The sequence below is a fragment of the Algoriphagus winogradskyi genome, assembly GCF_900182815.1.
GTDB classification, from domain to species: Bacteria; Bacteroidota; Bacteroidia; order Cytophagales; family Cyclobacteriaceae; genus Algoriphagus; species Algoriphagus winogradskyi.
The window spans coordinates 657724-672720 of record NZ_FXUA01000003.1; the positions used below are offsets into that span (position 1 = coordinate 657724).

12 protein-coding genes are annotated in these 14997 nt (G+C 40.7%); 6 read left to right on the forward strand and 6 right to left on the reverse strand.

The annotated features are described in order from the left end of the window. Positions 1 to 43 precede the first annotated feature (43 nt). Both hutI and hutU read left to right on the forward strand, forming a co-directional pair. The gene (gene hutI / locus QOL76_RS11195; RefSeq protein WP_283413048.1) at positions 44 to 1276 is read left to right on the forward strand and encodes an imidazolonepropionase; all 1233 of its coding nucleotides are present in this window, start codon (positions 44 to 46) and stop codon (positions 1274 to 1276) included. A gap of 129 nt (positions 1277 to 1405) precedes the next feature. Beyond that, the gene (hutU, locus tag QOL76_RS11200; RefSeq protein ID WP_283413049.1) at positions 1406 to 3406 is read left to right on the forward strand and encodes a urocanate hydratase; all 2001 of its coding nucleotides are present in this window, start codon (positions 1406 to 1408) and stop codon (positions 3404 to 3406) included. Between the two features lie 13 nt (positions 3407 to 3419). Here hutU and QOL76_RS11205 read toward each other — a convergent pair whose 3' ends face one another. Further along, positions 3420 to 4040, reverse strand: coding sequence for a Uma2 family endonuclease (locus QOL76_RS11205; protein WP_283413050.1), 621 nt, complete (start codon positions 4038 to 4040; stop codon positions 3420 to 3422). 125 nt (positions 4041 to 4165) lie between these two features. Between QOL76_RS11205 and hutG the strand changes: the two genes are divergently transcribed. Beyond that, the gene (hutG, locus tag QOL76_RS11210) at positions 4166 to 5131 is read left to right on the forward strand and encodes a formimidoylglutamase (RefSeq protein ID WP_283413051.1); all 966 of its coding nucleotides are present in this window, start codon (positions 4166 to 4168) and stop codon (positions 5129 to 5131) included. Positions 5132 to 5163: 32 nt separating this feature from the next. Continuing rightward, on the forward strand, positions 5164 to 6345 hold the full coding sequence (locus tag QOL76_RS11215; protein ID WP_283413052.1) for a DUF4934 domain-containing protein: 1182 nt from the start codon (positions 5164 to 5166) through the stop codon (positions 6343 to 6345). A gap of 49 nt (positions 6346 to 6394) precedes the next feature. Here QOL76_RS11215 and araD1 read toward each other — a convergent pair whose 3' ends face one another. The 3 genes from araD1 to QOL76_RS11230 form a co-directional block, all read right to left on the reverse strand. After that, the gene (gene araD1 / locus QOL76_RS11220; protein WP_283413053.1) at positions 6395 to 7411 is read right to left on the reverse strand and encodes an AraD1 family protein; all 1017 of its coding nucleotides are present in this window, start codon (positions 7409 to 7411) and stop codon (positions 6395 to 6397) included. A gap of 28 nt (positions 7412 to 7439) precedes the next feature. Beyond that, positions 7440 to 10385 (reverse strand): FAD-binding and (Fe-S)-binding domain-containing protein, encoded by a 2946-nt coding sequence (locus QOL76_RS11225; protein WP_283413054.1) that lies wholly within the window; start codon positions 10383 to 10385, stop codon positions 7440 to 7442. Positions 10386 to 10524: 139 nt separating this feature from the next. Continuing rightward, on the reverse strand, positions 10525 to 10929 hold the full coding sequence (locus QOL76_RS11230; RefSeq protein ID WP_283413055.1) for a hypothetical protein: 405 nt from the start codon (positions 10927 to 10929) through the stop codon (positions 10525 to 10527). A 258-nt stretch (positions 10930 to 11187) separates the two neighbouring features. Here QOL76_RS11230 and QOL76_RS11235 point away from each other — a divergent pair, with 258 nt between their 5' ends. Both QOL76_RS11235 and QOL76_RS11240 read left to right on the forward strand, forming a co-directional pair. Then, entirely contained in the window at positions 11188 to 11958 is a 771-nt protein-coding gene (locus QOL76_RS11235; RefSeq protein WP_283413056.1) for a YdcF family protein, read from the forward strand. Positions 11959 to 12090: 132 nt separating this feature from the next. Beyond that, a complete protein-coding gene (locus QOL76_RS11240) occupies positions 12091 to 13212 on the forward strand; it encodes an AAA family ATPase (protein WP_283413057.1) in 1122 nt (373 codons plus the stop codon). A 34-nt stretch (positions 13213 to 13246) separates the two neighbouring features. Here QOL76_RS11240 and QOL76_RS11245 read toward each other — a convergent pair whose 3' ends face one another. Next, positions 13247 to 14548, reverse strand: coding sequence for a type II toxin-antitoxin system HipA family toxin (locus QOL76_RS11245; protein WP_283413058.1), 1302 nt, complete (start codon positions 14546 to 14548; stop codon positions 13247 to 13249). Further along, entirely contained in the window at positions 14542 to 14877 is a 336-nt protein-coding gene (locus tag QOL76_RS11250) for a helix-turn-helix domain-containing protein (RefSeq protein WP_283413059.1), read from the reverse strand. Before QOL76_RS11250 ends, QOL76_RS11245 begins: the two co-directional genes overlap by 7 nt. Between the last annotated feature and the right edge of the window lie 120 nt (positions 14878 to 14997).

Sequence of the window (14997 nt, forward strand, 5' to 3'; positions counted from 1 at the left end):
AATCTGCGGGAACAACTGGAAACTGTTGAAAAACTAAAACATCATGAAAAAACTAATCGGCCCTATTACCCAGCTACTCACGCTTGATAAAGTCCCACTAAAGGGAGCTTTGAAAGACGAGAAATTGATGATTCTGGAGAATGCAGGAATTTTAATTGAAGACGAAAAAATTCTTGAAGTTGGGGAATATTCTCATTTACTAGATCAGACCAAGACAAAAAATGTAGAGCTTATTGAGCTTGACGGTGAGTTTGTGGCACTACCAGGATGGATAGATTGTCATACGCATATTTGTTTTGGAGGTAGCCGGGCTCAAGATTTTGCAATGAGAAATGCCGGGAAATCTTATTTAGAAATTGCAGAAGCTGGTGGTGGAATCTGGGATACTGTCACTCAAACCAGAAACCTCACTCAGAAAGAACTGGCTGAAAGGACAGCTTTAAATGCTGATCGACATCTGAGCGAAGGCGTAACTACAATTGAAGTAAAAAGTGGCTATGGACTCAATGTAGCCGAGGAACTCAAAATGCTTCGAGCAATACGAGAAGCAAATTCAGAAACCAAGGCTGATTTAATTTCTACTTGTTTGGCTGCCCATATGAAACCCAGAGATTTTGAGGGAACAAATGAAGAGTATCTGGTAATAATTTCTGAAGAGCTATACCCAATTCTCAAGTCAGAAAATCTAACAAATCGAATCGATTCCTTTATCGAAAAAAGCGCTTTCTCTCCTGATGAGATTGTGAGCTATTACCAAAAAGCAAAAGATTTAGGGTTTGATCTTACTGTTCATGCCGATCAATTCACGACGGGCGGATCTGAAGTAGCAGCAAAATTTGGTGCAAAATCAGCCGATCATCTAGAAGCTTCAGGCAAAAAAGAAATTGATATCCTGGCGAAATCCGAAACGATCGCCGTCGCACTTCCTGGAGCTTCAATAGGCTTGGGTTGTGCATTTACTCCAGCTAGAAAAATTCTAGATCAGGGCGGATCTTTGGCGATCGGCAGCGACTGGAATCCGGGTTCTGCCCCAATGGGTGACCTGATAACACAGGCTTCCATCTTGGCAACTTTCGAAAAACTCAGCACCGCAGAAGTTCTAGCAGCTCTCACTTTCCGAGCAGCAGCAGCTTTGGGATTAGAAGATCGAGGTAAGTTGAAAGCTGGACTATTAGCTGACTTCAATCTGTACGCAACGTATGATTATAGAGAAATACTTTACCAGCAAGGGAAACTAAAACCTGCACAAGTGTGGAAGAATGGGTTGAAGACATAAGATTTTAGACTTAAGACATAAGAATCAAGAGCAAAGATTTTAGACTTTAAACATTTGACTTCAGTTTCTTGAATTACGACTGAGGTTCCAATTGATCTCGTAATTCGTAAATCACAAATCGTAATTATAATGGTTTTCCAAGAGCAAATATCCCAAGGCATCCCTTCTCAACTTCCTTCAAAAAGAACTAGAAGTACAACTGTGAGCCATGCTCCTAAGCGCAAGGATATACTTTCTACAGAAGAGAAGAAACTTGCTTTGAGTAATGCCTTGCGCTATTTTCCTAAAGAATGGCATGCAGAATTGGTAAGTGAATTTTTAGCAGAGCTCAAGGAGTTTGGTCGAATTTACATGTATCGCTTTATGCCGGAATACGAAATGCGTGCAAGACCGATTCAGGAATATCCTGCAAAATGTCAGCAGGCAGCAGCGATCATGTTGATGATCCAAAACAACTTGGATCCTGCTGTTGCGCAGCATCCTGAGGAATTGATCACTTATGGTGGAAATGGAGCGGTCTTCCAGAACTGGGCACAATACCTATTGGTGATGAAGTATTTGTCTGAAATGACAGAAAATCAAACGCTGCACATTTATTCCGGTCACCCAATGGGACTTTTCCCATCTTCTCCTGAAGCACCACGCGTGGTAGTTACGAATGGAATGATGATTCCAAATTATTCCAAACCAGACGATTGGGAGAAATTCAATGCACTGGGAGTGACGCAATATGGACAGATGACAGCAGGATCGTTTATGTACATAGGACCCCAAGGGATAGTGCACGGCACGACTATTACTGTCATGAATGCATTTCGCAAGAAATTAAAAAATGGAGAAAAACCGGCTGGTAAAATATTCTTAACCGCAGGCCTTGGAGGAATGAGTGGAGCTCAACCTAAAGCTGGGAATATTGCAGGTTGTATTACGATATGTGCGGAAGTAAATCCATCTGCCGCGCGTAAAAGGTATGAGCAAGGCTGGGTAGATGAATTGATAGAAAATCTGGATGAGTTAGTATTCCGAACTCAACTTGCGAAGCGAAACATGGAAGTTGTTTCATTGGCATTCATAGGTAATATCGTCGATGTATGGGAGCGATTTGATACCGAAAATATTTTCATAGAACTGGGCTCTGACCAAACTTCCCTTCACAACCCTTGGGCTGGCGGCTATTATCCAGCTGGGTTATCATTCGAAGAATCCAATCAGCTAATGGCTCAAAACCCTGAGAAATTCAAAGCAAAAGTGCAGGAAACACTGAGGCGACACGCTCAATCTATCAACAAACATGTGGCAAAAGGAACATACTTTTTCGATTATGGAAATGCCTTTTTGCTGGAAGCTTCCCGGGCTGGAGCTGAGGTAATGGCTGCGAATGGAATTGATTTCAAATATCCCTCCTACGTACAGGATATTTTAGGACCTATGTGTTTCGATTATGGTTTTGGGCCTTTCCGCTGGGTGTGCACATCTGGTAAAGTAGAAGATTTAAGAAAATCAGATCAGATTGCTGCGCAAGTTTTGAAGGAAATCATGCAAAATTCACCAGCGTCTATCCAGCAACAAATGCAGGACAATGTAACTTGGATAGAAGAGGCTGAGAAAAATAAATTAGTAGTGGGCTCACAGGCGAGAATCCTTTATGCAGATGCTGAGGGAAGAGCAAAAATTGCGAAAGCATTCAACGATGCGATTCTATCTGGAGAAATTTCTGCTCCGATTGTACTGGGTCGAGATCATCATGATGTAAGTGGGACCGATTCACCTTACCGTGAAACAAGCAATATCTACGATGGAAGCAAGTTTACCGCAGATATGGCCATTCATAATGTGATTGGAGACAGTTTCCGAGGTGCAACTTGGATTTCGATCCACAATGGCGGCGGAGTAGGCTGGGGAGAAGTGATGAACGGAGGTTTTGGAATGGTGCTAGACGGGTCGGTAGATGCTGAGAGAAAGCTCAAATCCATGCTTTTTTATGACGTGAATAATGGAATAGCTAGACGCGCTTGGGCGAGAAATTCAGGGTCTTTGGAAGCAATACAGCGAGAAATGGATAGAAGTCCAGAATTGAAAGTGACTATTCCAAATTTGGTGGATGAGAAGGTATTTAAGAATTTGCTCTAAAAAATCTCATTAATTACCCCTCAAAAACATCTTCGAGATCAAGTGAAAATCCTGGAATCACACTCGAATTTATTTGATCTCCAGAGGTGAAAAGTCGGGAAGGCTGGAATTTCCCTCCAATCAAGGTATAGATCAAAACTGTGCAGTCCGTTGGATGAACCACCCAGTATTCACGAACTCCATATTCCTCGTATAGCTCATATTTATTCTGAACTTCCACCCGGCTATTTCCCGGAGACAGAATTTCCACGATCAAGTCTGGAGCACCCCAACAGCCCTTTTCGTCCAATTTGCTAAGATCACAAATCACAGAAATATCCGGCTGGACTACCGAGTCTGTTTTTGAAAAATCAGGATCTTTAGAGAATCTCACATCGAAAGGTGCTGAATAAACCTTGCACCGATGGTTTTTAAGAAAATTCCCTATCGCTAAATAAATATTCCCTGTAACTTCTTGATGCCTTCGATTGGGAGCAGCCGCCTTTGCAAAGATTTTGCCCTTGATCAACTCGACTATTTCCTCATAATCCCATTTGAGATAATCTGCATAGGAATACCCTGCGAAGGAACCGCTTGGCTCCTCAAAAACATCCAAATTAATCTTTTCTTTCTGCGGAATTCTAAATTCTTTCATGGCTAAAGGAACGGGGTTTTAAGTCGAAACTTTTGAATATTACCTAAAAACAGAATACATTGTTTATGGTAATAAAACTATCAAAACACCATTTTTAAGTTACTAGAAAATAATCCAAAATCCATATGCTTCATCAAAATCCAAATCCATCGCTTTGGTCGGGAAGAAAATCTGAAACTATCGAGTACTGGCATCAAGCCGCTATCGCAATAAAAGACCTGAAATTAGATGAAGATCAGCTGACTCCCAAAGTAGGAATCTTAGGCTATGCAGGTGAAGAGGGAGTCAAAAGAAATCAAGGAAGACTAGGTACTGCTGAAGGGCCAAATGCCATCAGGAAAGGACTTGGAACCTTGGCTTTTCACTTGCCAGAGCGGAGCAGGATTTTCGATTATGGAGATGTGTACACCGAGGATTCGGATATGGAGTCCAGCCATGAATTAATCACTAAAACCGTCTTCAATCTACTGGAAACAAAGCATTTCCCCATTCTATTGGGCGGAGGGCATGATTTGGCTTTGGCTCACGGAAGAGGTGTTTTCCAGCATTTAGCTTCAAAAAACCAGAAACTAGGCATCATCAATATGGATGCGCACTTTGACCTTCGTCCTACTTTGGAGGGCAAAGGACATTCTGGCTCTCCCTTTTTCCAATTAGCTGAAGAAAACCCAGGTTCCTTTCAGTATTTATGTTTAGGTGTACAGCGCTCTGTTAATCCAAAATCACTTTTTAATACTGCGGAAAGAATAGGCGCTAAATGGATGGTAATGGAAGATTTTAGAATGAATAACTGGGAAGTAATTCAAGAAAAAATCCTCTGGTTTCTGGACTCAGTTGACAAAATCTACTTAAGCGTAGATATGGATGGATTCTCTTCAGCGTTTGCTCCAGGAGTTTCGGCACCTTCTCCTATGGGTTTCAGACCTGAGTTTGCGTTTAAAGTTTTTGAGTTACTTGCTTCTTCGAAAAAGCTGATTTCTATGGATGTGGTAGAGCTCAATCCAGCTTTTGACCATGATCAGGCTACTTCCAGATTGGCTGCAAGATGCGCTGAATATGTTGCTCGCAAAGTATTAGCTATTCGCTCTTGACCTCGCATTTCAAAAAACCCTATAACACAACAATGAAAATATCAAGAACCAGCTTTTTAATACTTCTGACTTTTTCCATTTCATTTTTCAACTGTAAGCCTGCAGAAGAAGAATCTGGATTCACCAATTTTAGCATTACTGAGCAAAACATTTCAAAAATTGATGAGGTAATTTCTTCGATTGAGTTCATTCCTTTGAGAAACAACAATGAATCACCTGTCAACCTCAATTGTAGTGTTTGGAATTTGATTGTCACCGAAAACTATTTTGTGTATTCGACCATTTGCAATCCAGAAGCTAAAGTCCATCTCTTTGACTTAAAAGGGAATTACATAAAATCCCTGGCTAAAAATGGCAATGGCCCTGAGGAGTATCAAGTAATCCAAGGAGTTGACCTGAGCCAAGATACGCTCAGTATTACAGTTGGATCAGGAAAAATCAAGCAATACCATTTTCCTGATTTTGATTACATCAGAACAATTTCACTTGATAAAGAAGCTTTATTCATTCCTAATTTCACCAAAATCTCTCAGGACAAATGGCTAACGTCCCCGTTGTATAATGGAAATGTAGATGAAAATGGAGAGTTCAACATCTATAAAATCATGGATGGCTCCACTGGCCAAACTTCAGACATCCCAATTAAAGCAACTCCTATAACATTTGAAATCGGAGAGGGAGAATTCGAAAAAATTGGCAATTTATTTCTGCTCAACTTTGCTTTCTCAGACACACTTTATCAGTATAAAAATGAGCAAGTGACTCCATTTGCCAGCTTGGATTTCGGGGACAGAAAACCCACTGAAGAGGATTTGAAAATGGACGGGGCTCAGCTAGAGGCTACTGTCGCTAATCAACCTTTTGCAATCAACATGGGTAAAATATGGCAAACGGATTCCATTTCTAGAATTAAAACCTTTGCGCTTGCAAAAAATCCGAATATGGATTTAGGCAACATGAGAACCTTCCCGATTCATGAGGTTTTTCTCAATCACAGAACTAATCAGGTAACCGCTTTCCAATCTTTAGCAGGCTGGTCAAATGGAAAAGGAGATGCAAAAGATGGCTATTTCTATGACATACTTCGAGCTGATGATTGGATACATGCCTTGGAGAGTGGAATGCTTGGGAAATATGGAGAAAAGCTTGAGAAAATCATTAATGATCTAAAGGATTTTGAGGACCCTATACTTATCAAGTATCAAGTGAAATAAGCGATGGCAAATCCTTATTCACATCAGGAGACAAAAACGCTAGACTTGCTCAGAGAATAGAATTTACGGAAACCAATGATTCTTTATTTTCAGCGATTTTAAGCGAATTCACAAGACTGCGGCCCATTCCATCCCATTGCACTTTCATCTGATCGCCACTTTCTAAACTTATTCCAGCCCCGAAACTGAATGCTCCAGTACCGAAGAAATGTACGTGTCCTTGTAGCGGCTGTCGATGATCAGGATATTTAAAATGATGGTATTCCAGGTTAGCTAAGCTGTGCGCCATGTTGTTTTCACCGGTTTTTATGTCGGCTGACCATAGCACTTCTTCTCCGCGCGACACGCTAACATTTCCATTTAGATCGGAAAAATCATCAGAAAGAACAAGTTCTGGACCGATAGAGCAATTACGCAATTTAGAAGGTGCCAGGTAGAGGTAATTCTTCTTTTCCATTACATGATCTGAGAATTCATTACCTGTGGTAAACCCAATTCGTATTGGTTGACCTTTCCTATTTATAATATAAACACCAGCTATTTCCGGTTCTTCACCACCATCGTTTCCAAAAGCAGGAACATGCAATGCCTCACCATGTCCTTTTAGAATAGACCCAGTCCCTTTATAAAACCATTCTGGCTGAATACCAATTTCTCCTTCGACAGGCTTCCCCCCATCCACTCCCCACTGATAAACCTTCATGCTGTCTGTCAATGCATTTCCTGCTTCGCTCTGATGCATGACATTTCGGTTCATCGCGCTACTGTAGTGTGTCAACCCTGTGCCAGAAACCATACAATTTGAAACTACATCTGGATTGTCAAATGACGGCAATAACCTCCAATCGCTTGTTCCAAAATAAACTTTATCGTAATCCAGCTTTTCATTAGAAAGTTGTTGATCCAAAAGGAGATGAATCGAAACCTCAGAATCCATTGCTTTTAGTGCTAAGTGGTAAATGGAAGTAATTTCATCCACCAAAACCAGAAAAGGTTCTGCAACAACAGCTACTTTTCTTCCTTTTTCGGGGTGGGTTAGCTGTACTAATCGGGTTTTTTCTTTCATTGTTTTTTGGATAAAAATATCATCTCATTTAGTTGTTCAGCGCTTCCCACAAAATCTCTACAGGATGTTTGGCTTTTCTGCCTGTCCCATCAGCGATCTGATGACGGCAGGAGGTTCCAGGAGCTGCAATGATAGTTTCTGCTTCTGCTTTTCTCACCGCTGGAAAGAGCACCAACTCTCCCACTTGCTGAGAAACCTCATAATGCTCAGCTTCGTAGCCAAAGCTTCCAGCCATTCCACAGCATCCACTTGGGATAGTTTCCACAGAGTAATTTACCGGCAAAGACAGCAACTTCTGCGTCCAAGTCATGGATGAAAGAGCTTTCTGGTGACAATGTCCGTGAAGTTTTATTTTCTGTGTTTTAGTTGTAAACAAATCTGATGTAATGTTTCCTGCAGCGATTTCTTGAGCCAAAAATTCATCGATCAGCTTCACATGAAACTTCAGTTTCTTTGCTCCCTCCACCAATTCTTTCTTAACGATTCGAGGATATTCATCGCGGAAACTTAAGATAGCTGATGGCTCCAACCCAATCAGAGGCGTATTCCCATCAATCAGTTTATCAAAAATTGCCACGTTCGCTTCAGCATGCTTCTTAGCTTTTGGGAGCAAACCTTTAGAAAGAGCAGATCTTCCGCTTTCCTCATGATCTACAACTTTTACCTCATAGCCTAGCTTTTTCAGCAGAGAAATGGCTTTGATTCCTATTTCTGTATCATTATGGTTGGTAAATTCATCCACGAAGAAGTATATGGATTTGATTTGCTTAGCAGCTGCTGGAAGATTGTCATAGTTCCTCTTATACCACTTTCGCAAGCTTACCTTACTGATCTCCGGCAGGTTTCTTTTTGGGGCTACGCCCAAAACAGACTTCATCATGCCTCCAGTAAGACTATTGCTCAACATGAAATTTGCCAGACCGCCAGTTTTAGCGCCAAGCTCATTTAACTCGTTGATGTAAGCAAAAGCTTTTGACCGAAGCGGAATACCATTAGCTTTTTGGTATTGATACAGGAATTCAGCTTTCATGCTAGACATGTCCACATTCGAAGGACATTCCGCCGTACAGCCTTTGCAGGAAAGACACAAATCCATCGCTTCTTTGATCTCAGGATGGTTAAAGGCATTTTCCTTTTTGTCCATCGTGAGAAACTCACGCAAAGTATTGGCCCGACCACGCGTAGTGTCTTTTTCATTTCGGGTAGCCATATAGCTTGGACACATGGTACCTCCTGAGCCAGGGAGTTTGCGACAGTCTCCAGACCCATTACATTTTTCTGCCAAGCGGAGAATCCCTCCAACATTGGAGAAATCCATGATGGTATCATGAGTAGGAGTTTCCATATCCGGCTCATAACGCAGAAATTTATTCATGGGAGCTGCATCCACGATCTTCCCAGGATTGAAAATATTTTGTGGATCCCAGGAGAATTTGATCCTACGGAAAAGTTGGTAGTTTTTTTCACCCACCATCAGCGGAATGAAAGCAGCTCGTACTCTACCATCTCCGTGCTCACCGGAAAGTGAACCTTGATACTTTTTTACCAACTCGGCAGAAGCTTTGGAAATCTGGTAAAACTCTTCCACATCCTTGGACTTTTTCAAATCCAAAATTGGTCTCAAATGTATCTCCCCAGCCCCTGCATGCGCATAATAAACAGGCTTTTGCTTAAACCCATCCATCATAGCTCCTACCTCATCAATGTAATTAGCTAGGTCTTCGATATCCACAGCAGTATCTTCAATACATGCTACAGCCTTTGCATCGCCAGGAATATTTGCGAGTAGCCCCAATCCTGCTGAGCGAAGTGCCCAAGCGGTAGAAACCATCGCCGGCTCAATAATCGGATAAGCATAGCCAAGTCCAGTTGCTATCAGGTCGTCCACCAGCGCTTTGCCTTTAGCCATAGCTTCCTCCAGCGTTTGGCCGCGGAACTCCACCATCAAAATTGCCTCAGGATCTCCTTCAACGAAATACCGATTCTTGCTGTACTCTATACTTTCTTTCGTACAGTCCAAAATGATTTTATCCATCAACTCAACCGCAGTAGCAGGATGCTTCATGGCAGTTTGGGCTGAAACCATACTTTCGTGGATAGTCGCGAAATGCGCAGCTACGACGATTTCCACCGGTTCCGGAAGTGGATCAAGGCTGATTTTAATCTCCGTTGTGAAAGCCAAAGTCCCCTCAGAACCACTCAAAAGTTTACAGAAATTAAACTTTTCCTCCCCTTCAAAAATCTCAGCTTTCAGTAATTCATCTACTGCATAGCCAGTATTTCTACGATGAATAGATTGTTTAGGGAATTGTGCATGAATCTCTTGTCGAGCTTCTTCATCACTTAATTCCTCAAATACTTTTCTATAAATATCCCCTTCCAGTGATGGCAACTTAGTTTTTTCTTCAAACTCATCCTTTGTAAGCGCCTCAAACTTCACCGGATTTCCATCACTCAAAATCGTATCTAAGGAAATGACTTTATCTCTTGTCACTCCATATACAATAGAGGTTGTACCTGAAGAGTTATTCCCCACCATTCCACCAATCATGGCTCGACTGGCCGTGGATGTGATTGGACTAAAGAATAATCCGTGAGGTTTCAGATAGCGATTCAGTTCATCCCTTACTACTCCAGGCTGCACTCGAACCCATCTCTCTTCCACATTCAATTCCAAAATTTTTGTGAAATGCTTCGATACATCCACCACTATTCCATTCCCAACACATTGTCCAGAAAGTGATGTCCCAGCCGTTCTTGGAATCAGAGAAGTGCCATTTTTGGAGGCAAAAAGTATCAGCTTTTTTATATCTGATTCGGATTTTGGAAAAGCTACCGCCAAAGGCATCTCTCGATAAACGGAAGCGTCGGTGGCATAAAGGGTCTTCGTTAAAGAATCAACTTGCAATGTACCTTCCATCTGGGCAGAAAGATCTTGAAGCAACGGCAATAGGTTAGGTAGGCTTGAACTCATGCTCAAAAATAACCCGATGAGATGGATTTAAGGAAACGTTGGGGAAAAGAATTTGGAAATGTGCAATGTTCAATGGGCAATGCTCAATTCTCAAAGCAAAACAACTTGTTGCTCCATGTTTGTAGCTAACATGAAAAATTCAATCATCCTTTTCAAAAGTCTCTTTACTCCTTGCTACATCTCCGTTTGGAAAAATCATTCTTGTCTGTAGTTCATCTTCCCTTCCATTCAATTTAATTAAATAGTTGTAAGTATAAATTTTATCATAATCAAAAATTCGAAGAGTATCTCCAATAATCATCCATTTACCTTTTTTAAAAACGACCTCTTTTTCCCTTGCATTAACATCTGCCCAGTAAACTGTATCCTTTTTGAATTCATAATAAGCATTATTCAAATAGAGTTCATTCACTTCAAGGATTTCATCTTGTTGAGCTTTTGGCGTAGCCTTAAATGCTGCAGAATTCACCAAATTGAAATTTGCTTCAGCAAACGTCAAGGTCCATTTTCCAAGTAATGCACTAGGATCAATTAATAAAATCATTAAAAACAAAATTTTCATGTTTTTTCTTTTAGCTAAAAATCAAAATAACAACTCATTATGAACAAGTTATATATTGATCAATTTAATAACAGATCGCAGAATATTTAATACTTAGTTAAATAAAAAATGTTAAAGGCAATAAACACCTAATTACTTAAACAAATTATTTCTTCATACTACAAAGTGTGATCATTGAAAATTGAATTTGATAATTGAATCTTTCCCTCCTTTCTTTGCCTCAAACACTTAAATCAATTCATGTTTTTCTATCTCTCCCAATTCCTGAGCTTTTTGGCAATGCCCTTGACCATTATCAGTTTGTTAATTGTAGTTGGGGCTCTATATGTGAAAAAGAAATGGGGCAAAAGAAGCCTTTGGACTGGGATCTTCTTGCTGTGGTTTTTCTCAAATCAATTTATCGCAAATCAAGCCATGCTAGCTTGGGAACCGGATTTTAAAGACTTTAACGAGATTAAAAACCACGAAATTGGCATTGTTCTAACTGGCGTGACCAACCTGAGTAAAACCGCATACGATCGAACTTTCTTCAACAAAGGCGCAGATCGGATCACTCATGCCTTGCAACTTTATCGTGAGGGAAAAATCAAAAAAATATTGATCACTGGAGGCCAAGGACTCAATCCAGTCAACCCTCAATCGGAAGCTGAGCTTTTGCAGCGGTTCTTGCTTATGACTGGGGTTCCAGCAGAAGATGTAATGATCGAGGATAAATCCAAAAACACGCATGAGAATGCACTTTTCACGAAGACATTCTTAGAGCAAAAAGGAATAGATACGAATCAGGAATTCATACTTGTCACCTCAGCTTTTCACATGAAAAGATCCAAAGCCTGCTTCGATAAGGTCGGACTGCAAACATTAGCATTTCCAACAGACTATTACAGTAACGATACAAAATACGATATCCCGACTTTATTTTTCCCTGATCCCTACTCCATCTTCATCTGGCACAAACTGGTAAAGGAATGGATTGGTATAGTTGTCTACACTGTAGTTGGGTACATTTAAGGATTTGGTCTAATTCACCCATGATTAACCCCATTCTTAAAATAATGAGAATTGAAATTTCATGATTTTATTACGTACTTTACGTAACGTGTTTCACGTAACGCTAAACACGTAATAAAACACCAAGTAATCATGAAAGAACCCTTCAATCCATTCGTAATCAATACTTATCAAGGGAAAGACTATTTCTGTGACAGAGAAATTGATCTAGACATGCTCATTTCTCATATAGAAAATGATAGAAATGTAGGGCTTTATGCATGGAGAAGACTTGGTAAATCAGCTCTAATCCATCGACTTTTTGAAGAATTAGAAACTTCCAAAGGGTTTGAAACGCTCTATATAGACTTGCTTGCTACCCAAAATATGGAGGAAGCAATACAAGCAATTGCTTCAGGTATTTATGAAAAATACGGTAAAACTACCTCAGGCATCAGTGCAAGCATCCAAAAACTACTTGCTTCTATCGGCGCAACAATTAATTTCAGCGCACTTTCTGGTTTACCGGAAATTACACTTGGAATAAATAAACCAGAGCAACCAAGCCAATCACTCAAGGCTTTGGGAGATTTTTTGATTTCCCGTAAAAAGAGAATAGTGATAGCTATCGACGAGTTTCAGCAAATCGCTGATTATGAAGGAGCAAAAGCGGAAGCTGTTTTTCGAACCTGGGTTCAGCAAATCCCTGAAGTTCGTTTTATCTTCAGCGGTAGTCACCGGACACTGATGGAATCTATGTTTACGGAGAAAAACCGTCCTTTTTATCAAAGTTCACAATTGGAATCGCTTCAACCCATAAAATTGGAAGCCTATACCGAATTTATTTTAAAGCATTTCCAAGCTGTCAATAAAACCATTGAGCCAGATTCAATTGCGAAAATTTACACCTGGAGTCGTGGGCAAACTTACACAGTGCAGCTGGTCTGCAACCATCTTTTTGCCAATTTCAAAAAAGTAACTAATCCAGATGTGGACGTAGTATTTGACCAGATATTGAAGCAGCAGCAGGCGATTTTTGCCAATTTTCAAAAGATGCTTACACGAGCTCAGTGGAATGTCTTTCGGGCAATTGCTAAAGAAGAACCACTGCAAAATCCCCTTAGCAAGGACTTTATCCAAAAGCATAACCTGGGAGCAGCCAGCACAGTGAGTACGGCTTTGAAAGCTCTGGAAAAATTAGAACTGGTTATCAAAGACGAAGACAGTTACTTGGTACACGAAGTACAGCTGGCGAGATGGATGGCGAGTTTATAGCCTTTTTACTACCGATAACTGCCCCCCGCTCACATCACACCAAAAGTGTGTTTTTTATCCCATCCCTTAGTGCAGAATCAACCCCGACTTCATCGGCAAATTCATTCCATCTATTTACAACTGATTTTACCTGAGCGATCTTTTCCTCAGGCTTTTTAATATTCATCTTTCTAGCTACTTCCAGAAAATCAGCTTCATCAATCCCCTCCCTTTTACCGTTTACAGTCAAAGACTGTGAACTTACCCAGAGACTTCCAGGGCGATATGCATAGCAAATATCATAGGCCGGTGACAGTGACCATTTTCCCCCTTGATCCATTAGGAAGGCAAAATTCTTGGTATGATCGTCGCAGTTTCTCGCCAAGACATTAAACACCATCCGAGTAAACATCTGCTCCGCCTCGGGGTAAGAAAGCCTTAGCATTCGCATAGTTTCAAAAACCTGCTCATAACTGTAAAAACCAACCTGATTAAAATCAAAATGACGGATGCCACATAAACTCTGCATATGGATTTTCTGACCATTATCCATTCTGTCGAATCGCTTCGTCATAAAGTGTGCCCGGCCATTCTCCTCCAGCAACCTGCATTCACTCATATCAATCCCAGCTGCTTTAGCCATTAAATAATAAGCCATTTCTACTCTCCCAAAACCCACAGTAGCACCAAATTGAGAATCATGCACTCCATCAAATTTGATGATCCAGTAAGAAAATCCAGGTGGAGCTTTCACTTGGCCACTTTTTACTTCGCCTGTTTTTGTATTGAATGCTATTACGGCCTTAGCACGCGCTCCACCTGCTGAAGTACCAATTTTGAGAATATCAGAAAGTGCAGATTGCTCCTCACTTGTCAAATTTGATTGGAAATCGGCTCTGGAGTTAAGGATTTTTCCCGCAATATTAACCAAGCTGTCAATTTCCAAAGAGCTTGCTTTCATAGCCTCAGACCGAAAAGAAGGCTTGATTTCCAATGCCCCCACTCCTCGCTTTCCAATAAAACATAGTTGTTCGACAGGATTCAGGCTATCGATCGCTCGCCCGTTTTGAATTAACCAAGCGTTGATGAGTTGATTTCCGTATTTGTCAGGCAGCATATCTGCCAGCAAACCTGGCAACCCTTTAAATGTGTCAAAAACATCGCCTCGGGATTTTCTGTTTTCAGGGAATTGGTAAATCCTTTTTCCTTGGTTCAATGGCATTTTAATAGGAGAAATATCGAGACCCGAGGAAAGGAAATTTTGGTCAAACTCAAAACTTCCCATTTGCTCAGAATCATCCCATAGGATAGCACCGGCAAGCTTATCCCAAATCCATATTTCGGCTGCTACTACCACTCTAAAGGTGGGTCTTCTGCCGCCATACCACTATTCCTGACGCGTTGACGTTCATGCTTCTTTTGAAGCTTGATATAAGTCATTGGACTTATTACAGGCTTTATTTCAAATGACTCTAGCCATTGTAATTGATTAAGGGCTCTGAGCACCTGAATCAAAGTGATCAAATTCACCTTTTCACCACGCTCCAACAGACTCAGTGTGGATCTACTCACACCAGCTTCGGTCGCCAACTGATCCTGAGACTTGTTTTGCTCTATACGATGATGCTTGACAAAATCTCCTAGCTTTTGCAAAATTGCTAAATCGCTTATTTGATTATAATCCATGACTTAAATATCATTCATTATCCATAAATATACGACTTAATGAGTGATTTATAACACAAAAAAACAAATTTAGGAACGAATGATTAATCATTCATTAAATAGATAAAAATAACTTAGTGA